This is a genomic window from Streptococcus mitis, from assembly GCF_946190285.1.
Taxonomy (GTDB): domain Bacteria; phylum Bacillota; class Bacilli; order Lactobacillales; family Streptococcaceae; genus Streptococcus; species Streptococcus mitis_CP.
The window spans coordinates 14555-37857 of the sequence record NZ_CAMHZX010000010.1 but is presented as its reverse complement, the minus strand read 5'-3'; the positions used below and the strand labels follow the sequence as shown (position 1 = coordinate 37857).

Annotated in this window: 10 protein-coding genes; all 10 read right to left on the bottom strand. The window is 37.4% G+C overall.

Translation table 11 applies throughout. The annotated features are described in order from the left end of the window. Window positions 1–12314, bottom strand: a 12314-nt coding sequence (locus N8L39_RS09170; protein WP_261039362.1) for a YSIRK-type signal peptide-containing protein, incomplete at its 3' end; no start/stop codon positions are given. A 509-nt stretch (window positions 12315–12823) separates the two neighbouring features. Further along, a complete protein-coding gene (gene asp5 / locus N8L39_RS09165) occupies window positions 12824–13048 on the bottom strand; it encodes an accessory Sec system protein Asp5 (RefSeq protein ID WP_000565444.1) in 225 nt (74 codons plus the stop codon). A 4-nt stretch (window positions 13049–13052) separates the two neighbouring features. Then, entirely contained in the window at window positions 13053–13232 is a 180-nt protein-coding gene (gene asp4, locus N8L39_RS09160) for an accessory Sec system protein Asp4 (protein WP_001278708.1), read from the bottom strand. Between the two features lies 1 nt (window position 13233). Continuing rightward, window positions 13234–14571, bottom strand: a complete 1338-nt coding sequence (gene gtfB, locus N8L39_RS09155; RefSeq protein WP_261010789.1) for an accessory Sec system glycosylation chaperone GtfB — start codon at window positions 14569–14571, stop codon at window positions 13234–13236. After that, a complete protein-coding gene (gene gtfA / locus N8L39_RS09150) occupies window positions 14564–16075 on the bottom strand; it encodes an accessory Sec system glycosyltransferase GtfA (protein WP_261010788.1) in 1512 nt (503 codons plus the stop codon). Before gtfA ends, gtfB begins: the two co-directional genes overlap by 8 nt. A gap of 12 nt (window positions 16076–16087) precedes the next feature. After that, entirely contained in the window at window positions 16088–18460 is a 2373-nt protein-coding gene (secA2, locus tag N8L39_RS09145) for an accessory Sec system translocase SecA2 (protein WP_261010787.1), read from the bottom strand. Continuing rightward, window positions 18453–18893 (bottom strand): accessory Sec system protein Asp3, encoded by a 441-nt coding sequence (gene asp3 / locus N8L39_RS09140; RefSeq protein ID WP_261010786.1) that lies wholly within the window; start codon window positions 18891–18893, stop codon window positions 18453–18455. Before asp3 ends, secA2 begins: the two co-directional genes overlap by 8 nt. After that, on the bottom strand, window positions 18890–20425 hold the full coding sequence (gene asp2 / locus N8L39_RS09135; RefSeq protein WP_261010785.1) for an accessory Sec system protein Asp2: 1536 nt from the start codon (window positions 20423–20425) through the stop codon (window positions 18890–18892). The genes asp3 and asp2 overlap by 4 nt, the downstream gene beginning before the upstream one ends. Next, window positions 20409–21989, bottom strand: coding sequence for an accessory Sec system protein Asp1 (gene asp1, locus N8L39_RS09130; RefSeq protein WP_261010784.1), 1581 nt, complete (start codon window positions 21987–21989; stop codon window positions 20409–20411). The genes asp2 and asp1 overlap by 17 nt, the downstream gene beginning before the upstream one ends. 9 nt (window positions 21990–21998) lie before the next feature. Next, complete coding sequence (gene secY2 / locus N8L39_RS09125) at window positions 21999–23216, bottom strand: accessory Sec system protein translocase subunit SecY2 (RefSeq protein ID WP_261010783.1); 1218 nt, start codon at window positions 23214–23216, stop codon at window positions 21999–22001. Between the last annotated feature and the right edge of the window lie 87 nt (window positions 23217–23303).

Sequence of the window (23303 nt, the reverse complement as noted above, 5' to 3'; positions counted from 1 at the left end):
GTGAATGTTACTGTTCCATCTTTTGCTACTGTGTATGTTCCGACTTTGTCTACAGTCTTCGTGATGTTTCCATCTTCGAATGTTGCTGGTGACTCATCATCCATTGGTACTTCTGGAGAACCTGGTGTGAATTCAGGTTTTCCTGTTTGTACTTTCCCTTGAAGTCCTGTGGATGTTGTATCTTTTCCTGTTGGTGTTACTTTTGTAACTGTTGGTTTGTACTTCGCTGTTACGGATGTTCCATTCTTATCTACACGTTTAACCGTTACTTCTGGCGCTTCGCCTGAGAAGTCTTTGTTTGGTGTGAATGTTACTGTTCCATCTTTTGCTACTGTGTATGTTCCGACTTTGTCTACAGTCTTCGTGATGTTTCCATCTTCAAATGTCGCTGGTACTTCATCGTCCATTGGTACTTCTGGAGAACCTGGTGTGAACACCGGTGTTCCTGTTTGTACTTTTCCTTGAAGTCCTGTGGATGTTGTATCTTTTCCTGTTGGTGTTACTTTTGTAACTGTAGGTTTGTACTTGGCTGTTACTGATGTTCCATTTTTGTCAACACGTTTAACCGTTACTTCTGGTGCTTCTCCACTGAACGCTTTGTCCGGTGTGAATGTTACTGTTCCATCTTTTGCTACTGTGTATGTTCCTACTTTATCTACTGTCTTAGTTACATTTCCGTCTTCAAATGTTGCCGCTACTTCATCGTTCATTGGCACTTCTGGAGAACCTGGTGTGAATTCTGGTTTTCCTGTTTGTACTTTTCCTTGAAGTCCTGTTGATGTTGTATCTTTACCAGTTGGAAGAACTTCTACTACATTAGGTACATATTTTTGCTTAACAACTTTACCATTAGCATCTTCAATTTGTACTGTTACACCTTCAGGTTTCCCTTTGAATGTTTTCAACGGTGTAAATGTAATCACACCATCTTTTAATTCATAAGTTCCAACATCTGGTACAGTAACTGTTGTCACTTTATCTCCAGCTGCATTCACTAATGTTAAAGTATCTTGTTTAAATGTTACTTTTTCGTGACCAGTGTCAAAGTTAACAGTTGTTTTATCTTCTTCATCTTTTTGATTGAAGACGATTGGAGATTTTTGAGCAAATCCTTGTAATCCTGTAGTTGCTGAATCCTTACCTGTTGGATTTACTTCTGTAAATGTTGGTGTGTAAGTTGCTTTTGCTGGTGTTCCATTCGCATCTTTTACTTGTACTGTTGCTGCTGGAACTTCTCCTACAAATGACTTATCTGTTGGAGTGAATTTCACTTCTCCAGTTGGTACGCCACTTGAATCCTTAACTAGTGTGTAAGTACCAATTACTTTACCATCTTTACTTACTTCTAATGATTCTACTGGTGTTGTTCCATCAGTTCCTAATAGAGTCATCTTAGTTTTATCAATCGCTACAGGTGTATTTTCTGTTCCTGGTTCTTTACCTGGTTTGAATGTTACACTTCCTGTTTGTTCAACACCTTGTGGTCCTTCTGAAGTTCCATTTTCAGATGTTGGTACGATTGGTGTAATCACTGGTGTATACGTTGTAGTCGCTTCTGTTCCGTTTGTATCTTTACCTTGAACGGTTACTGGTTTTAGTTTTCCAGCATAAGTCTTATCTGTCGGTGTAAATGTTACAACTGGTTTTCCTTCAACTACTTTAATTGTATAAGTACCTACTTCTTTTGTTCCATCTTCTGACATTGCTGGAACTGTATCTAATGGTGTTTTTCCTTCTTGTCCACCTAATAGTTTGTATGCTGTTGGATCCATTGGTACTGATTTTTCTTCAGTTCCTATTGTTGCTTTACCTGGTGTGAAGGTTACTTCTGATTCTTGAGGTGATCCTTGTACTTTCGTAGTTGTTGCTGCTGTTGCGCTTGGTGTTACTCCTACAACACTTGGTTTGTAAGTTGCTGTTGCAGCTGTTCCATTCTTATCTTTACGAACGATAGATACTGCTGTCGCTTCCCCTTTGAATGTTGGAAGTGGTGTGAACGTTACAAGACCATTGTCATCAATTGTATATGTTCCTTGGTTTTCTACTACAAGCGTTGTTACTTCTCTTTCGTCTCCAGTCTTACTTGGATCGATTAGTTTCGCTTTGCTTGTTGCTTCAAATGGTACTGATACTTCTTGATTGTTTACAGTGTTTTTACCTGGTGTAAATACTGGTGTTGATGTTTGTACAGCACCTTGGATTCCTGTTGTTACTTGATTATCACCTGATGGTACTGCAGCTTTTACAACTGGTGTATAAGTTGCTGTAGTTGGTGTTCCATTACCATCTTTTGCTTGTACTGTTGCTGGTACTGGTGTTCCTGAGAATCCTGGTTCTGGAGTAAATGTAACTTCTCCTGTTGCAGGATTAATTGTGTACTTACCAACTTTTTCTCCACTTGCATTTTTAGCATCAATTTCTGTTGCTTCAATTGGTTGGTTATTAGCTGGATCTACTAATTTAGCAGGATTTGTTGCACTTACTGTCATCGGAATATTTTCATTTCCTGACTTGAAGCTTGGTGTTCCTGATTGTGGTGCACCTTGGATTCCTTCTGAACCTGCATCTGTTCCAACTGGTCTTACTTCAGTCACTGTAGGTGTATAAGTAGTTTTTGCTACTTTACCATTCACATCTTCAGCTTGAACACTTACTCCTGAAGCTTTTCCATGGAAGGTTGGTAATGGTGTAAATGTAATCACGCCATTATTTAATTCATATGTTCCTTCGTTTGGAACTGTTACACTTGTAACTTTTGCTCCATCAGCGTTCACTAATGTTAATGTACTTGGAACTAAAGCTACTTTGTCATTTCCTTTATCGAAGTTTACAGTTGTATTATCTGCTTCATCTTTTTCATCTAGAACAACACGTGATGTTTGTGGTAATCCTTGGAATCCTGTAGTTTCTGATGGTTTAGATGTAGGATTTACTTCCGTAAATGTTGGTGTGTAAGTTGCTGTTGCTGGTGTTCCATTCGCATCTTTCACTTGTACCGTTGCTGGTGGAACTTCTCCTACATATGACTTATCTGTTGGAGTGAATTTCACTTCTCCAGTCGGTAGGCCACTTGGATCTTTCACTAGTGTGTAAGTACCAATTTCTTTACCATCTTTACTTACTGTTAATGATTCTACTGGGTTTCCATCTGTTCCTAATAGAGTTATCTTCGTTTTATCAATGGCTACAGGTGTGTTTTCTGTTCCTGGTTCTTTACCTGGTTTGAATGTTACACTTCCTGTTTGTTCAACACCTTGTGGCCCTTCTGATGTTCCATTTTCAGCTGTTGGTACGATTGGTGTAATCACTGGTGTATACGTTGTAGTTGCTTCTGTTCCGTTTGTATCTTTACCTTGAACGGTTACTGGTTTTAGTTTTCCAGCATATGTTTTATCTGTTGGGGTAAATGTTACAACTGGTTTTCCATCTACGACTTTAATTGTATAAGTACCCACTTCTTTTGTTCCGTCTTCTGACATTGCTGGAACTGTATCTAATGGTGTTTTACCTTCTTGTCCACCTAATAGTTTGTATGCTGTTGGATCCATTGGTACTGATTTTTCCTCAGTTCCAATTGTTGCTTTACCTGGTGTGAAGGTTACTTCTGATTCTTGAGGCGATCCTTGTACTTTCGTAGTTGTTGCTGCTGTTGCGCTTGGTGCTACTCCTACTACACTTGGTTTGAACGTAGCAGTTGCTGGTGTTCCATTCTTATCTTTACGAACGATAGATACTGCTGTTGCTTCCCCTTTGAATGTTGGAAGTGGTGTGAATGTTACAACTCCATTGTCATCAATTGTATATGTTCCTTGGTTTTCAACTACAAGCGTTGTTACTTCTCTTTCGTCTCCAGTCTTACTTGGATCGATTAATTTCGCTTTGCTTGTTGCCTCAAATGGTACAGATACTTCTTGATTATTTACAGTATTCTTACCTGGTGTAAATACTGGTGTTGCTGTTTGTTTTGCACCTTGAATATCACTTGTTACTTGGTTATCACCTGATGGTACTGCAGCTTTTACAACTGGTGTATAAGTTGCTGTAGTTGGTGTTCCATTACCATCTTTTGCTTGTACTGTTGCTGGTACTGGTGTTCCTGAGAATCCTGGTTCTGGAGTAAATGTAACTTCTCCTGTTGCAGGATTAATTGTGTACTTACCAACTTTTTCTCCACTTGCATTTTTAGCATCAATTTCTGTTGCTTCAATTGGTTGGTTATTAGCTGGATCTACTAATTTAGCAGGATTTGTTGCACTTACTGTCATCGGAATATTTTCATTTCCTGACTTGAAGCTTGGTGTTCCTGATTGTGGTGCACCTTGGATTCCTTCTGAACCTGCATTTGTTCCTACTGGTTTTACAGGCTTAATAATTGGAGTATACGTTGTTTGTACTTTTACATTGTTTGATCCTGTTGCTTGTACAGTTGCTGGCTCTACTTCACCTGTATAAGTTTTATCCGTAGGTGTAAATGTTACCTCTCCTGTTTGCGAATCAATTGTATATTTACCAATAACTTCTTGAGTATCCTTTTTGTATGCTGGAATTGAATCAGTTTCTGTTCCATCTTTTACAAGTTTATAACTATTTGGTTTAACGGTAACTGTTTTTTCAACTCCATTTATCTCTACGCTTTCTGGTGAAGTAAATGTTGGAGTTCCTTTTTGAACTAATCCTTGAACATTTGTAGATTCCGCCGGAGTTTTTTCCAACTCAATTGGAACAATAATTGGTTTGTACGAAGCTTTTGAAGTTATTGTCGTTCTATCATTATTATCATTTAGGATAGTTATCGTTCCTTGTACTTCAATGGCAGGTACATCCCCTACATATGACGGTACTGGCGTAAATGTTACTTTTCCATTTGCATTAATTGTAAATGTTCCTTTTCCATCTACTGTTACAGCATTTGTTAGAGCTTTAGTACTTGGATCTATCAATTTACGTTCTGTAACTACAGCATTTGTTACTCCTTTTGGAAGTTTAAATGTTGGCGTTGCTTCTTGTGGTAACCCTTGAATATTCGTTGTTTGTTTATTTTCTGGTGTTACTTTTAGTGGCGTTACACTTGGTGTATAAGTCGCATCTTTTGTTTCGCCATTTTCGTCTGTAGCACGTACCGTAATTCCTGTTGTTGGTCCTGTAAATCCAGGTTTTGGAACAAATGTCACTTCCCCAGTTGCTTTATCAATACTGTATGTTCCTTGATTTTCTACTTCAACTTCCTCTACAGGCGTATTATTCGTTGGATCAACTAATTTGTATTCTGTAATACGAACAGCTGGCGTTGAAATCGTGAACGTTGGTGTGCCAGTTTGTGTTTTCCCTTGTAGTGCTTCTGAAGTTTTATTCTCACTAGTCATTGAAACGTCTGTTACTGTTGGTGTGTACGTTGCTGTAGCAATTGTTCCATTTTTATCAACACGTTTGACAGTCACTGCTGGAGCTACTCCAACAAAGTTTTTATCCGGCGTAAATGTTACTGTTCCGTCTTTTGCTACTGTATAAGTACCTTTTCCTGCTATAACAACTTTTCCGTCTTGATCAGCACCCTCTAAAGTAGCTGGTACTTCATCATTCATTGGAACTTCAGGTACTCCACCATTGAATACAGGTTTACCAGTTTGAACTTTTCCTTGTAATCCGCTTGAAGTAGCATTTGTCCCTGATGGTGTTACTTGAGTTACTGTTGGTACATATTTTTTCGTAACAAGTTTTCCATTTTCGTCTTCTATTTGAACAGTTACCCCTTCAGGAGTTCCATGATAACTTGGAAGTGGCGTAAATGTAATCGCATTGTCTTTTAATTCATACGTTCCAACATCAGGTACAGTAATTGTCTTAACTTTTTCATTACCATTCAATAATGTTAATTTATCTGGTTTTAAGGCAACTTTTTCATTACCTGTGTCAAAGTTTACTGTTTTTCCATCTTCTTCATCTTTTTGATTGAAGATAATTGGAGATTTTTGAGCAAAGCCTTGTAATCCAGTAGTTGCTGAATCTTTACCTGTTGGTGTTACTTCAGTTACTGTTGGTGTATAAGTTGTTTCAACTTTTGTACCATTTGCATCTTTAATTTGAACTTTAACCGGTGTTGCTGTTCCGACAAATGTTTTCTTCGGTGTAAATGTGATAGTTTTACTTACTTTATCTAATACATATTCACCATCATTCGTTGTAAGAGATGTTACTTCATTAGTTCCATCTAATAATGTTAATGTACTTGCATCTAATTCGACACGTTCTCCATTAGCCCCTACTTGACTTCCTTTGTTGAAGTTCACAGTTTTATCTTTATCGACACTGTTTTCTGGTGTATCTAATAGGATTGAAGAAGTTTGTTTTTTACCTTGTACATCACTTGTTGCAGATTTTTCTGCTGTTGGTGTTACTGGTGTTATAGTTGGTGTATAAGTTGTTTCTACTTTTACTCCATTTGATCCTGTTGCTTGTACAGATACTGGCGCTACTTCACCTGAATAAGTTTTATCCGATGGTGTGAAGGTCACTTGTCCTGTCGCTGAATCAATTGTGTAACTACCAATTTGATCGGTTGTTCCAGCTTTATATGCTGGAAGTGTATTACTTTCAGCTCCACCATTTACAAGTTTGTAGCTATTTGGTTGAACCGTAATTGTTTTTGGTGTTCCATTTACATCTACAGTTTTCGGTTTGAACGTTGGTGTTCCTGTTTGTGTTAAACCTTGTAAGTTAGTTGATGTTGCTGGTTCTTTATCAATCTCAGCCGATACGATAATTGGTTTGTATGTTGTAGTTGAAGGAATTGTTGTACTTTCGTTTTTATCATTTCTAATGATTACAGTTGCTTTTACTGTAATTGGATCTACATCACCTTTGTATGTTGGAAGTGGTGTGAAGGTTACTTTTCCATTTCCATCAATTGTGAATGTTCCTTTTCCTTCTACTTTTACACTGTCTTTTTCTGTTTGATCGGCAGGGTCAACTAGTTTACGACTTGTAACTGTAACGTTATTTGATTCAGCTGGAACTGGGAATGTTGGTGTTCCTTCTTGAGTTTCCCCTTGGATATTTGTTGTTGTTACAGGTTGTGGAGTTATTGTTAATGCAGTTACTGTTGGTTTATATTTCGCATCTTTTGTTTCTCCGTTTTCATCAGTAGCCTGCACTGTGATTCCAGTTGCTGGTCCTGTGAAACCTGGTTTTGGAATGAAAGTTACTTCCCCATTCGTTGGATTAATACGATAAGTTCCTTGGTCTGGTACTTCAATTTCATTTCCTTCTACTGGTGTGTTTCCAGTTGGATTTAACAATTTATATCCTGTAATATGCACTTTTGGAGTTGAAACTGTAAATTCAGGTTTTCCTGTTTGTGTTTTTCCTTGTGGTGCAGAAGATTCTTTATCCACACTTGTCATTGTAACGTCAGTTACTGTTGGCGTATAAGTCGTTTCAACTTTTGTACCATTCACATCTTTGATTTGTACTTTTACAGGTGTAGCTGGTCCTACAAAGGTTTTATTTGGAGTAAACGTAATTGTTTTGTTCGCTTTATCTAACTCATATTTACCATCGCTTGTTGTAAGAGTTGTTACTTCAGTAGTTCCGTCTAACAATGTTAAGGTATTAGCATCTAACTCAACTCGTTCACCATTTGCACCTGTTTCGCTTCCTTTGTTGAAGTTCACAGTTTTATCTTTATCAGCATCTGTTTCTACTGTATCCAACACAATTCTTGAGACCTGTTTTTTACCTTGTACATCAGTTGTTGCTGATGGCTCTTTTGTTGGTGTTACTGGTGTGATAGTTGGTGTATACGTTGTTTTTACTTTTACGCCATTTGATCCTGTTGCTTGTACATCTACTGGTTCTACTGCTCCTGTATAAGTTTTATCTGTTGGTGTAAATGTTACCGTTCCATTTTGCGGATTAATTGTATACGTACCAATTTGTTCAGCTGTTCCCGCTTTATAAGCTGGAAGTGATTCACTTTCTTTTCCATCTTTTACTAGTTTGTAGCTATTTGCTTGAACACTAATTGTTTTTTGTACTCCATCTACTTCGATTGTTTTCGGTGTAAATGTTGGTGTTCCAGTTTGTACTAAACCTTGTAAGTTCGTTGATGTAGCTGGTGCTTTATCAATCTCAGCTGGTACAATTATTGGTTTGTAAGATGCTGTTGATGTGATTGTTGTACTTTCATTTTTAGCATTTGTAACTGTTACAGTTGCTTTTACCGTAATTGGAGGAACATCTTCTTTATAAGTTGGAACTGGTACGAATGTTACTTTTCCATTTCCATCAATGGTAAATGTTCCTTTACCATCTAATGTTACTGTATCTTTTGGTGTGTTAGTTGGATCAGCTGGATCCACTAGTTTACGACTTGTTACAGTTGCATTCGTTGATTCAGCGGGAATCGTGAAGGTTGGTGTTCCTTCTTGAGTTTCCCCTTGGATATTTTTCGTTGTTTTACCTTCTGGAGTTACTGTTAATTCAGTTACTGTTGGTACATATTTTTTCGTAACAACTGTTCCATTTTCGTCTTCAACTTGAACATTTACTCCTTCTGCTGTTCCATGATAGGCTGGCGCAGGTGTAAATGTAATCGCATTGTCCACTAATTCATAAGTTCCGACATTCTCTACAGTGATACTCTTAACTTTAGCAGTACCATTTAGTAAAGTTAACGTTTCTGGCTTTAGGGCTACTCTTTCATGACCTGTATCAAAGTTTAGAGTTGTTCCATCAGTTTCCTCTCTTTCGTTAAATAAGATTGGAGATTTTTGTGTAAGTCCTTGAGGCCCTGAAGTTGCTGAGTCTTTACCTGTAGGGGTAACTTCAATCACTGTTGGCGTATACGTTGTTTCAACTTTTGTTCCATTCATATCTTTGATACGAATATTTACAGCAGTTGCTGTTCCAACAAATGTTTTCTTCGGTGTAAACGTAATAGTTTTACTTACTTTATCTAATACATACTCACCTTGGTCTGTTGTGACTGTATTTGTTTCAACTCCTGAAGCATTTACTAATGTTAATGTTTCTTTATCTAATCCAACATGTTCTCCATCAGTACCTACTTCCGGACTTTTATCAAAGTTAACCGTTTGATTTTTATCGGCATTATTTTCTACTGTATCAAAGACGATTCTTGATACTTGCGCTTTTCCTTGAACATCTCTAGTTGTTGACGCTTCTGCAGTTGGTGTTACTGGAGTAATTCTTGGAGTATACGTAGCTTCTGTAGTAACTGTAATATCCTTATCATCTTTATCATGTGCTACAACAACTGGAACAGACACTTTGACAGGTTTTACTTCACCTCTATAATCAATATTTGGTGTAAATGTTACTTCTCCTGTTTCCGGAGCTATCTTATAAGTACCGACTTTATTATTATTTGAATCTAAGGCATCTACAACCGCAGAATTTGCAAGAGCATTCGTTCTTGGATCAATCAGTCTTGCGGGGTGTTTTACTGATGCAGTAACTGGAGCATCCGAAGTTTCTACAGTAAAGGTAGGTTTACCTTTTTGTGGGAATCCTTGTATATTACTACTTTCCGCGTTATTTGGAGTTGGAGTAACTGTTGGAATTCTTACTTTAGGAATGTACAATCCATCCATCGTGTTTGTTACATTATTTACATTTGATGTAGAGTCAGAATCATTTACTCCCCATTCTGTCGTTGTTTTGTTCGTATCTTGACGACGAATTGTTATCCCGTGAGCTTCTCCTACAAAACCAGTAGCTGGAGTAAATTCCACATTCACATCTGCTCCGTTAGTAGTAAACTTATATGTTCCTTGTCTTTTTACAGTATACGTTCCTTCAGCTGATAAAGTAATTTCTTTACCAGTTTTGTTATCAATATATACCGGGGGTACTTTTGTATCGATTTCAGCAAGTACATCCTCTTTTTCGTAAACATTTTTACCACGTGCTGTGAAATGAACTGTATCTCTTTGTGTTTGTTTTATTTCACCTTCTGTAGTTTTCTTTTCTCCATAAGGTGGATGAGTAATCTTCGCCTTAAAGTCTTCCACTTCCCCTGAGAATGCTAGTCCAGTTGGAGTTTCAATTTCATCTTTATTTATTGCAATTCGAACTCTAGTACCAGCTTCAAGTAAATTTTCTGCATCTTTTTGTGTTTTATTTTTAAAGTGTAATTTTACATCTCCATCTTCTGTAATTTCTGCAATATCAGAAGCTTCATCAGAATCGAATTTACCATTACCATTAAAATCAATCCAAGAACGAATATATGCCTTAGGAGCGCCACCTGTGTGCGCCTGAATATTCATGGTATAATACCCAGATTTTGAAACATTTGCCTTAATAATATTTCCTTCATGTCCTTTTAAACTTTCCGGAAGTAATTGATTGATTCCTTCATCTGAGGTATCAGTACCATCATCATCCCCATTCCAATCTTTATGGTTATGAGTATCTGGGTCAGGTCTTTGACTACCTAAGTAAGGTTGTTTTACATCAGCTCCACTCATTCCATCTCTGGTATTCATGGTATGGTATGCTTCACCATAGCTTTCAGGAGCATCCCCTTCATCTAACGGAATAACCCCCATCATAGCTGATTGCATCCCTTGAGATAATATATACATACCAACTTCAGTTGCACCTTTCGTCATTACAACAGGTACACTATAAGGGCCAGATGTTACACCAGGTCCAAACACTCCCGTACCTAGTCCTCCAGTTTCTTGATCAGGATTTCCAAAATATTTCGGTACTATTTTCTTACCATCTTTCCCAACCGGCAAAAGTTTTGTTCCACCCATCAATCCTTTCATACCGTTCCAGTTACCGCTACTTGCACCAGGATATGTACCGTCTGGAAGATCTTGATGAATATTCTCCAGATTGGTTGGTGTATATTGTTTAGCATCTTCTCTATTCTTTTTCAATTCAATGACTTGTTTCCAACCATCACCATTCGTTGTAAAAAGAATATTTTCACCTGGGTTTGCACTTTCTGCATCGGCCATTAATACTGCCGGACGTACAGTTTTTCCTTTATAAGTTGCAGTTACATCAAATTGTATGCCCCAGTTTCCGCCGTCAGCATCTACTGCTATTCTAGTTTTTTTCTCACCAGTATTAATACCATTGTCTCTAATTTCAGACCACCGATCTTGAGCAGACGCAGTTACGCGAGCATCTGCTCCTGATCTAGCACTTCCAGTAATATATTTATTCGTCGCATTAGGATCAAATGTAGCTTTTTCCTCTTCCGTTGCTCCTCCTGCTTCCATTCTCTTTCTATATATTTCTGTTGCTTGGAATGGTTTTAATGATTTCACCTTTATCTTAATACGATAACCTGGGTAAACATCATTCTCGTAATAAGAACCTTCTTTTAAATAAATTTTGCCGTTTTCTTTATCAACCTCATGCCAGTGCCTTTCATCTCCAAAATCTAACCATGTAATTTGTCTTGTTAGACTTTCTGCTACTTTTCTATCTGTATAAGGAGGTCTTTTAACTGCAGGTGTTTCTGTCGCATCTTTCACATCTGCTCCAACCCCCGTCGTTGTTGAAGTTGTAGCACCCCCTGCAGCTTCAGTACCTGTTCTAAAACCAGTTCCTTCTTCCATCTTTTTATCATTACGGCTGTCACTGTTTTTCTTTGGTTTTACAGTTTCTTCCGCTTTCATTGATTTTAAGATAGAAGTAAATGAGCTAATTTCTTTTGCTTTCGCATCTACTTCTTTTTGAGTAGTATCTAAAGCTTCTAGGTATTGTTTAGCTTCTGCAACAAGTTTTTCAGCATTTTGGATTTGAGAAGCTTGTTTTTTATTTCCACGGATACGTTCAATTTGAGCTTCCAAATCAGCTAATTTTTCTTTTAAAGACGAAAGATTAAGTGATGGATTTTCTTCACTCTTAAACGGTGTCTCTTTTACTTCAGTGTTTTTATCTGAAGGAAATGACTCTTGCTTAGCATCTTCTTTTTTATCAGCTTCTTGAGGTTTAGTTGACTCTTCAGTTTCATGAGTAACAGTTTGTTTATTAACTGCCTTAGAAACCGTTTCCTCAGCTACAGTTTCCTTGCTAACTGGAGCATGCGTGCCCTCGTCTACACTTGATAAACTTTCTTTGGTCGCATCTGTTTGGTCGGATAGATTAACTGTAGCAACTTGAACTTTGTCACCACTTGGATTACTTGGTGTTTCCGCTGCAGCGACCGCTCCTGTACCTAGGAACATCAAACCAGCTGCAATGGCTACTGATGCTGCTCCAAAGCTATATTTACGAATACCGTAACGAATGTACTTTTCTGTTCTAAAATCTTGTTGATTTCTCTTCACGATATGTATTCTCCTTATATTTTATCTTACCTCTGATAGGTATTTTTGATCTCATATAATAACCCATATAAAAAAACAAAAAAACTATAGTAAATTTTATCTGTATTATAAATACATTTTTATTAGACTAAATATAATGTATTATTGATACAGTTTGATAATATCACCTTTTCATTATAAAATCAAATACTATGTGTAATATTATTTTATAAATAAAATAATATATAATATAATAACATACTTTTATCAAGACAATAAAAATATTTTATATAAATATGAAGTTATAAGAAATGAATACAAAAAAAATCTCCAGTTTAGGGACTACTTTTTAGTTCACTAATCTAGAGACTTTTAAATATCAGGCGTTATTAAACATTTACAATAAAGGATAGGTTCAGGAGTACAACGATAAGCTTATAACTCTTAAAAGGAAAAACAAGCTCATTGCAGAATCACTTATTATTTCATTGGTTACTTTGAGAATCTCCTAAAACCTCCGAAGTTCCCTACTATTTATAAGTTATCACCATAAAAGTTAGTAATAGGACGAATAAGGCCAAACTCACCAATAAAGTGAGCACCTTGACCAAGGTATTGCTCTGCCAATAGCTTGGTTTACCAATATTACTTGTCGCATCCATAGAAAATAGTTGATTTTGACGGGGTTGTATGGTTACCAATACAATCAAAGCAAGAGATAGGATAATAGCTAAAACAATCAGTATGTCAATCATATGCCTACCTCAAAATTCCCAGCAAAGTAAAGAGCAAACCAATCAGAATCATCAAACCCAGTAAGAGTGAAAAAGTCTTACTAATCTTTTCCCCTCGGGTTTCTTTTTCCTTCTTGATTGGTTTTTGTTTCAACTCTTCCATGCGACCTTCAACGTCTTTGTAAAATAAATCTTCGTCTGACATGTTAGCCTCCTAAAACAGTTTGCATGGTTTCCTGATATCGCACCAAGTCAACATAATTTGCATGTTGGCCTTGCTTTCCAAGCGCCTGACGCATTTGATCAACATCTGAAAGGGCCAGTTTAATGGTCTCAACCAAAGCAGCAACTTCACTACTTTCAAATAGATGGTCTGGAGCGATATAGAGTCTATTGTGTACCGTTTGGTTAAATCCGAGAATCAAGAGATTGTGCTCAAAGGCCTGACGCACCGCCTGCAACAACTCATTGCTGTGGTTTATATCCAAGTAAATATCCGACAATTGATAGAGCTCCTGAATCTTCTGTGGACTAGCATTCTGGTAAAGGACCACATTAGGATAGCGAAGCATGTCTAAGAGCTTAGAAGACATCTCTGTTACCGCTGCGATACGGAAAGTGACATCAGGCAAGGCTTCTACGATTGCTTCCACTTGCTCAATCTGATCTGAATTAGTCAAGATTAAGGCATCTCGTCTTAGGAAATTATCACGTTTGAACTGATAATGGTAACCCAAATGCACAAACTGAGCATGGTATTTCTCGTCAGTCAACTCTAAAGCACGTTCATAAGTCGCCTTGTTGGGAATGATGATTTTTTTAGTACGCACATCATCATTTTCCAAAATCAACTGCATATTACCTGGAATAGCATCATAGATAGGTTCCTGCCACACCAAAACATCTGAGCCAGACTTATCTGGATGATAGAAGGAAACCAAGAAAGGAGTCGCTAGAGTATTAAAGATAAGCTGACTTGTATCTATTTCCAAATCTTGCAAAAAGAAGGTGATAAATTCAACCTTATTTGCAAAGTAACGCATGGACTGACCAGGTAAGGTCAATAAGATATCACCTGTCACATGGTTTTCAAGTAAAACCTCCTGGCCATTGACATCTTTGTAAACTGTCATAATTGGCTCACTATCTGCGCTAAAGGTTGTTGTAGCAAAGCAAGCTCCGAAGCGATTGTAATGGTCAACCTGACGGACTCGACCTTCCAAGTCTTTCCAATCTACCTGTTTAACCAAGCGAGCCTGCATTCCATCAGCATAATGAATAATAGCTCTCTCCTGTGTCATATCTTCAATACGAGCAGACTGATTATTTCCTGAAATTTCCCAAAAAGCTGGAACAGGGACTTGGTTAAAATAGAGAGGTTTTCCATCCTCGTAACCTAGATAATAGGTAAAAGGAGAAACCAGACCATCAGGCAGAAAACCATCTGCATCGATGACCACTCCAAGTTGAGAAAGACCAGTAGCTACTAGACTTTCATGTAAATCTCGACTTTCCTGACTATAACGATCATAAAGTTCAATCATGGAGCACCTCCTCTACTGTTTTCTTCCACTTTTCTAAAATTTCTTTGGTTAAGAAGCCTTCTGCAATTTGGTAAGAATGGGTACGCATAGCTTCCAAACGATTTTCTTGATACAGTTGGCAAATCTTAGCTGCGTAAGCTTGCTTGATTTGGTCTTCTACGTGATCTGATGAACTTGGAATCAAATAACCATTTTTCCCATCTTCTATAAAGGTCTGATTACCATAAGGTACATCAAAACCAATTAGAGGTAGACCTGAACCAATAGCTTCCATCAAGGTCAAACCAAAGCCCTCGCTGGTTGAAGCCGTCAAGTAGACCTCATACTGGCTATAAATCTGCGAAAGTTCGGCATGTCCCTTGAGCTGGATATAGTCTTCTGCCTTATGACTAGCAATAATGTCTCTAAGCAGAGAATCCTCTCCACCGCTACCATAAATATCAAAGGTTAATTCAGGGATTTCCTTACGAGCTTCAATGACCGCCTTGACCAACCAGTCAATGTGTTTTTCTTTGGCAAGACGCGAAGCCGTAATCAATGAAAATGGCTTACGTCCCTGACTTGACTCAGTCAAGGAATCAATACTTCCTACAGGAATGGCAACAACCTTTGGTTGGTGCTGAGTATATTTGGCAAATTGCTCTTGCAGAACTTCTCTCTGTCTATCAGTGGATACAATAAAGAAATCAACCTTATCTGCATTGGTAAACTGATAGTCATAATAGTTATTCCAAAGGATGTAATCCTCATTTGTAGCATTTTCACTATAATGCTCCGCATGAACAACTACCGCTAAATGCGCTGCTTGTGCTTCCTCAAAAACAACCTGTCCAATGCCTGTCTCCCTATCAAGAATGACCAAATCAGACTTGTTCAAATTCAAGGATTTCATAAAGGCACGCATAAAGGCTTGCTTCCCATAGAAAATCTTATCCTTGAAACGATAAACCTCTTCCTTCCCTTGATTCATCAAGATATCATAGGCTGGAGTCCCGTCCTCATTATAAAAAGTTCGTTGGTATAGGACTGCAACATTGTTCTTGGGAGCAAAGTATTCGCTACAATAACGAGTATAAGAGAAGTAATCTTTCCGAATCAGGTTTCCCTTAAAAACATACTCGGCATGCTGGACTAAGTCCTGGTTCTCATCCACCAAATAACAGGTTACAAACTTATCTTGGTCAGCAAAGAAGATACGCAAAACCTTGCCATTCTTTTCTCTACGACTTTCAACACCACTAAAATAAGTCAAAACATCATCCACTGTCACACTAGTAGGTGCAATCTTGATATCTGTGAAATGATTATAAAGCCAGATCACTTGATCATTATCAAAACCAATATTGGCTGTTAAGTGCTGAATATTATCTGCCAAAATCATATCTGTAAAGATAAACTTAGAGGAGAGATTTAATTTCCGAAAAACACCAGCACGATAGGCTTGGGCGTATTCAACACCGCTACTAGCCCATCCAAGTCCTAAATTTATATTGTAAATTGTCATATTTTCCTCTTTTTATGGGAAATGAGTCATAATCTCACCCTTGGTAGTGACTTCAACCAAGCCCATCAGGAGATTACGCACCATATCCGCACGGATTTGTTCTTTCATAGCTTCAAAGCCAGCATAAGCTTCTTGATAATACTCTACGATTGGATTTTTCTGACTAGCAGACTGACCACCGATAGCCATAGATAACTGTTGTAGATAGTCTACCTGCTCTACCCAGTTATCATCAATAGCCTTGAGTAGAGAGAGTCGTAAATACTGTTCATACAAGTCATGTTTCTCCAGTAATTCCTTCTTTTCAGAGAGTTCTTGATCAATCACCTGCTTTATAAAGCTACGAACTGCAGTCTTGTCAGTCACATTTACATAGTCTGGAACTTCTTTAATATGAAAACTAATATTGGTCACGATAAAGTGGAAGAGTAACTCTCGGCTTTCATATTCTGAAGAAGTCACTTGATCTATGTAACTAGCAATGATTTCTTCTACAACATCCTCTAAGTCACGAGAACCATCTATTAGACGATTTCTTTCTTTATAGACCATATCCCGTTGAATATTCATACTTTCAGCATATTCTAGAGTCTGACGGCGTGCCGAACGACCAGCACTATCACTGGCATGTTGCGCCCTTTCAACCAGATTACGATACTTACGACCTTTGAGAATTTCTGGTTGAGTCATATCTTGAACTTGGTAATCTTTATACTTCTTGTGAACCCAAGATGGACCAAATTTCTTAATAACATCATCTTCCAGAGACACAAAAAACTTACTCATACCTGGATCTCCCTGACGGCCAGAACGTCCACGGATTTGAAGGTCAATACGTTGACTTTCCATCCGCTCAGTTCCAATAACAATCAAGCCGCCAAGTTCTGCAACTCCCTTACCGAGTTTAATATCTGTCCCTCGTCCTGCCATAGAGGTAGCCACTGTCACAGCCCCCATCTGACCTGACTCGGAGATAATCTGAGCCTCACGCGCAGCATTATTGGCATTGAGAACGTTATGTGCAATCCCTTCGCGAAGCAAGAGAGATGAATAAAGCTGAGACATTTCAACCGATCCAACAAAAACGAGTAAGGGATTCCCTTTAGCATGATACTCTTTGATGTATTCCAAAGATGCATACACTTTCTCTGGTAAAGTCACATAGAGATTATCGGGATAATCAATCCTTTGTCTAGGACGATTGGTTGGAATCCGAATAACGGCCATATTATAAGTCTCAAGAAATTCTTTTTCTGCTACCTTTCCTGTCCCCGTCATCCCAGATACTTTTTTAAACATCTTAAAAAGACTCTGATAGGTGATGGAAGCCATGGCCCTCGTTTCAGGAGACAACTTCACATGTTCCTTGGCTTCAATGGCCTGATGGAGTCCTCCCTGCAGTTTGGTCATCTCCATTAAACGACCAGTCCCCTTATCCACCAATACCATCTCATTTCCACGAATGATATAGTCCTTGTCTTTAGTATAAAGTTTATGGGCTCGAATCGCATAAACTAAATGGCGAGCAAAGGATGCATGTTCTTCCTTATATAAGTTGTCAATTCCTAGGAAACTTTCAGCAGACTTGCCCCCCTTAGTAGTAAGCCAGACCTCTTCCTTCTCCTCTTTGAAAATATAATCTTCTCCTTCGACCAGCGTTGTCACCAGTGTATCAATGATCCCATAGTAATTAGACTGAACACGGGGAGAACCCGCAATAATCAAAGGAGTTTGTGCACTATCCAGCAAGATATCATCAATTTCATCAATAATGACATAGTTAAAAGGTCGCAAAAACTTACCTTCTTCATTCGAAGCCAAATTATCATTTAGGTAATCAAAACCTAAATTACTATTGGTTGTGTAAATGATATCCGAAGCATAGATAAGTTTCTTTTCTTTAGCTTTCATTTCCTTCTTTGGATCCCCTGTAAATGGGACCCCGATAGTCAAACCTAGGAAACGATAAACTTGACCCATTTCCTCTGCATCTCGCTTTGATAAATACTCATTAGGCGTAACAACCATCACACCTTCTCCTGAAAGAGCGTTCAAATAGACCGGCATAGTGGCTGTTAGGGTTTTCCCTTCCCCTGTGTTCATCTCAGCAACATTTCCGTAGTGCATGACAATAGCTCCCATGACCTGAACATCATAAGGGAACATCCCTAAAATCCGCTTGTCTGCTTCACGCACCACTGCAAAAGCTTCTACTAAAAGGTCATCTAGACTTTCTCCCTTGGAAAGACGCTGACGAAATTCCACTGTTTTAGCGACCAATTCTTGATCTGAAAGAGAGGACATCTTGCCTTTTAAGCTATTGATCCTCTGTAAAATCTTTTTCACTTTCCTAAGCTGGAAATCTTGACCTAAACGTCTAAACACTTCTAATCTCCTTGATAGAAAAATGATAAAAAGTTAAAGATTCAAAACCAGCACTTAAAAGAGAAACTTGATAAGTATAACTATCTTCTGGATAAGTAAATATAAAATCCTTCACTTTTTCTACCTTTTCTTCTAAAATATCACCATAGCGGTCAAAAAAAGTTATCTTGGTATAAACTCCATTTTCAGGCTGACAATCAAAAACCAGTGATAGTTGATACTCCTGATTTCTTTTTAGTAAGGGAAGTTGGGGCTGAGTCCTTGCAGCCTGGTAATTGACACTAGAAAGCCAAGTTTTGAGAATCTCACCAGATGGCAATAGAGGATTATAGAGCCGAACACTTTTGTCAGGGTAATAAGATACAGTTGATCCGTACATATAAGTCCCACCAACTTCTCCCCAATGAATAGACTGTCTCTGTGTGATAATCATTCTTTCTCCCTTCCAAAACCACTTGCTAGTACCATTCGATAAAAGTGAAGAAACCAAGCAATATTGGTACCTGTATCATCATTGTGTCGTCCAGCAGTTCCTTTAGACAAAATCTTGGCACCTGTATTACATAAATAAGTAACTAGATTCTCATAAGCCTGTGGATCCATTTCTTCATCCTTCATATAGGACAAACCAAAGGTTGTCTTTGAAAAATTTGCTTGTTTAAAGATTTTCCAAAAACGCTGATCTAATTCCAACATATGGTCAGATGTCACTCCATTTGTATGATGGATTAACACATCAAATGCCAAATTGGAGACAGCTGGCGCATCTAAGCGACCTCTACGAGCAATTGTTCCAAGATTAGCCAGAGGTTTTCCTACAATAACAGCTCTAGGTTCAAAGAAACCAGCATAGTAAAGAGCTGGAAAAGTTCCCATAGAGAGACCAGACAAAATTAAATCTTTATGAGTAAGTCCTAAATACTGTAGGTAATAACGAATAGTATCTTTTATCTTCTCTTCTAGTTCCTCGCTACCAAGGTAAAAGGCTCCACCCTCCAAACGAGGATCAGAAAACAAAAGGAAAGGACAGCCTAAATTTTTCATCATAAAATATCCTTCAAATCCCTCGGCAGGACGATACCCAGCAAAGTATACCGCCAAAGGTGGTTTGAAATCACCCGGATAAAAGAAGTAGTTAATTTCATCACGAATTTTATCATGTAGAATATTTCCCCCGAGGAAAAATTTACCAAACTGTCTGCGACTCCAACGTTGGTGCAAATTTCCTAATTTTAAACTTCCGCTGCCACGAGCTTCGATTGATACAGATAAAAAGATATCAATCTCTTCGTTATCTACCACTATAGCCCTTTTCAACTCACTTTCATTATAGATTTTTTCTTCAAAAAAATCATCAACACCACCAGACCATATCTTACGGATAACAAAACGAAATTCACAGTTTCCTTGCTTTTCAAATTCCAACCATAATTCTATAGGGAAGTTTTTATAAACTATAAAATTATCTGGCCAGTAAGCTATTTGTTGGAAATCATCTCCAAAATTCCCTTCCAAACTGACATCATCGAGTCCCTGATAAGAGATGGCCCCTCGAAAACTTGAACGAATTTGTATCGTTGATGGAAATAATTTATCACCGTAACCTCCACCAAAAAGAGAGGTGGATAAATCATTTACTAATAGCTGAGGATCTGAGAAGTCTATAGCTTGAGCACACCGCTTTTTTAATAAATCAATAATACCCAAATCTGTCGTTTTAAAATCTTTGTCATAAAAAAGAGTATGCGGCTCAATATGATGAATAAAAGACAGTAAATCAGATAAATACTGACCATCCTCTACCAAAATTGCATGAAAATTTGTGATGCTATCCATTTCCATCATTTTACGAAGAGCTAGTGGCGAGTTGGGACAGAAATAGTACCAATCCATATTTTCAGGAATATCGTAATGATGATCCCAATTATCAATCCCTATCTGTAGGATTTTATAGTCCTTTGACATTAGTAACCTCCTCAATCCACTGATGTAATTTATCTAAGAATCGGTGACCAGTATGTTCCTTGATTTTATCAATAGAGTAAATCAAGGCCTGGTTCCATTCTTTCAATCTATCTACATAGTAATGTGCAGCCGTTGAAAACTCTGTCACATCTGAAAGTAAATAGCCATTTTTCAAATGTTCTACATAAACAGTTTCAACCCGATTAATCTGAGGAATTCCCGCACTAATACCCGCTATTTGAGTATAGAGATGAGGTTGTTTATTAAGATCCACAATCAAACGAACAAACTCTAATGTCTTAATCAAATCCAACTCATCATTCATATTGACAAATTGAAAACGTAGTTCCTGCTCTTGATTTTCTTCTAAAGGATTTTCCGCATCTCCATAGTCTATTCCTTTTTCTAAACTATCAGTATGAATTTTCTCTTGAATAATTTCATGAACAAGATCCTCCACATCTTCCATCTGTTCCTGACTAGCAGAAAAGGCTCCAAAAATGACCTCTGTATTTTTAGTTTCAGCAATAAATAACAAAACTTGAGTCAATGCTTCCCTATCAATTTCTTCGTTGAAATCAAGTTGATAGTAAATAATAGACTCTTTTCTTGTTTGACTTCTCCCCAGACGTAAACGTGTATCAAAAGGAGAGAGATGGTAAAATTTATTAGAAAGTTCAGGATATAGTTCCTGTAAAAGTTGTAAACTATCCTCTCTATCCACTAACACTAAACTAGCTCGATTAACCGATACTGATAACTCTCTAAAGGTATTCTGTGAATTACGATTGATAAAGAGACTCAAAATTTTAGGATTAGTACTTGGAATATGATCAAAGATAAACTGATCATGATAAGGATGCGACGGAATGATAAAAATATCCTGCTTTTTCTGATTTTTTTTCAAATAGTTATCAAAAAATTCTGCTACCAAATGCTCCATATTTCGATATTTAAGCGATTTAAATCGATAGGCAAAAATCGGATTGATCTCAATTCTACCTTCCTCTTGAATATATTCCCTAAATCGCCAAATTCCTTTAGGATCCAGATAGTCCTGATACATAGCTTGTCCATCTTCAAAATAGATTACACTAGATACAAATCCTCTGTCGTCCATGATATAGCGCTTGCTCATCTGACCATTTGGATCAAAATACCGAATGTCACTAATAAACCCCTCTACTCCATGCTCTATCTGAGCATATTTCTTACCTTTTTTTTGCACGATAATAGCAAAGGGACTATAAAGAAATTGGCAATCACTATCCCACTCTATATCTCTAATATGAAGAACCTGAGTATGCAGTCCATAGAAATCTTGCATATCATCAAAAATAGAGTAGACATCTGTCTCTAAAACACCATGTCTATGTAAAAAATAACGTAAGTGTGGTTGATAAGCTAATACTAATAAGCGAGACGATATTCCTTGTCTTTGAAAAAGACGAATTTGATTAAAGGTATCATCAAACTCAAAACGAAATTGTGAATGGTACCAAGGAATCACATCCGCATGCCACTGACGTTCTGAACCATACCAGGCTGGAATAAAATAATACATGACACCCTCCTAAATCAATGGTTTATAAGTTTCGTTTAATCTCAGAGCTTTCACTTCATCTCTGACTGTAAAAATCATACCTCCGAACATCATAAACAAACCAGGAATCATTGCCACTCTAAGTAGTTTCTCATCAACTAATACAAATAGCAGAGGCCCTCCAGCCATTACTACATTAAATACAGCACCAATAAGAGAAAACCTAAGAACCAATCGATTAATGAAACGACTCGTTTCTTCACCCGGATAGACTCCATAAATATATTCTCCTGATTTTTTCATTCGATCTGAAATTTGTTCCCCACTCATATTTACAAAAGCAAAGGCTATACTAAAAATAAAAAGAATAATCATATACATATAAATCCACAATGGTTTACCTATTGTATACTGAGATGAAATTTCAGTGAAAAGTAGATTTTCCGGAAAAATCGTCTGTAACAACAACAACATATAAGTAGGCAAACTCAAAAAAGTCATGACATACATAAAAGGCATCCCTCCGGCAGGATTAAGCATAATCTCAAAATATGAATATCTCTTAAAACGATTATGTAGGCCAATCTTATGAACTGCTATACGATAACGAGCACGATAAAGCAGAGCTACCAGATAAGTAAAGACAATCCCCATAATAATCAAACCGATTAAAACAGAAAGAGGTATGGGAACAGTTCTAAATGTTTCAATCAAATCTTGAGGAATGTTTAAAACCATTCCAATCAATAAAATAATCATAGAACCCCCGATACCTACAGTTGCATTGATGTCTGATAACCATACCAAGAAAAAAGCACCCGCTATCAACAGGCAGGTATTGAGGACGATAACTAACATTTTAGGCACATTGGACTGAATTGGGAGATTTAACGAAATAGCTAATGCCTGAATCAAAGCAATAAACAAGGTTAAGTACATCTGCCTTCTATTTTGTATTTCAATAGCTCCAGATGTCAGATTTAATTTTTTTGAAAAAGAAAGCATCTGCCATAAAATCATCGAAGACATCCATGGAGATAATCCTACTGAAAACAAAGATAAACTTCTCAAATTTCCACCTGTCATTGCTGTGGAAAAAGCTAAGTAGGCTGCAGTTCCTCCTAAAAATTCCCTATTATTCATATCTACAAAAGGGAGGGTCAATCTACTTCCTGCTATAAATATGAATATACAAAATAATGTTGCTAGCCCTTTTTTAACTGTGATAGATGAAAAAATATTTTTCATGTTTAATCCTACTCTCTAAAACTCGTTTCTAGTCTATTTCTACTGAGTAATTTATAATCAATATATAGTTAAATGAAATCAAAACTG

What these genes read in the sequence shown, in the direction of transcription:
- asp5 (WP_000565444.1), bottom strand. Translation starts at nt 13,048, where the DNA reads ATGATTGACATACTGATTGTTTTAGCTATTATCCTATCTCTTGCTTTG.
- asp4 (WP_001278708.1), bottom strand. Translation starts at nt 13,232, where the DNA reads ATGTCAGACGAAGATTTATTTTACAAAGACGTTGAAGGTCGCATGGAA.
- gtfB (WP_261010789.1), bottom strand. Translation starts at nt 14,571, where the DNA reads ATGATTGAACTTTATGATCGTTATAGTCAGGAAAGTCGAGATTTACAT.
- gtfA (WP_261010788.1), bottom strand. Translation starts at nt 16,075, where the DNA reads ATGACAATTTACAATATAAATTTAGGACTTGGATGGGCTAGTAGCGGT.
- asp3 (WP_261010786.1), bottom strand. Translation starts at nt 18,893, where the DNA reads ATGATTATCACACAGAGACAGTCTATTCATTGGGGAGAAGTTGGTGGG.
- asp2 (WP_261010785.1), bottom strand. Translation starts at nt 20,425, where the DNA reads ATGTCAAAGGACTATAAAATCCTACAGATAGGGATTGATAATTGGGAT.
- asp1 (WP_261010784.1), bottom strand. Translation starts at nt 21,989, where the DNA reads ATGTATTATTTTATTCCAGCCTGGTATGGTTCAGAACGTCAGTGGCAT.
- secY2 (WP_261010783.1), bottom strand. Translation starts at nt 23,216, where the DNA reads ATGAAAAATATTTTTTCATCTATCACAGTTAAAAAAGGGCTAGCAACA.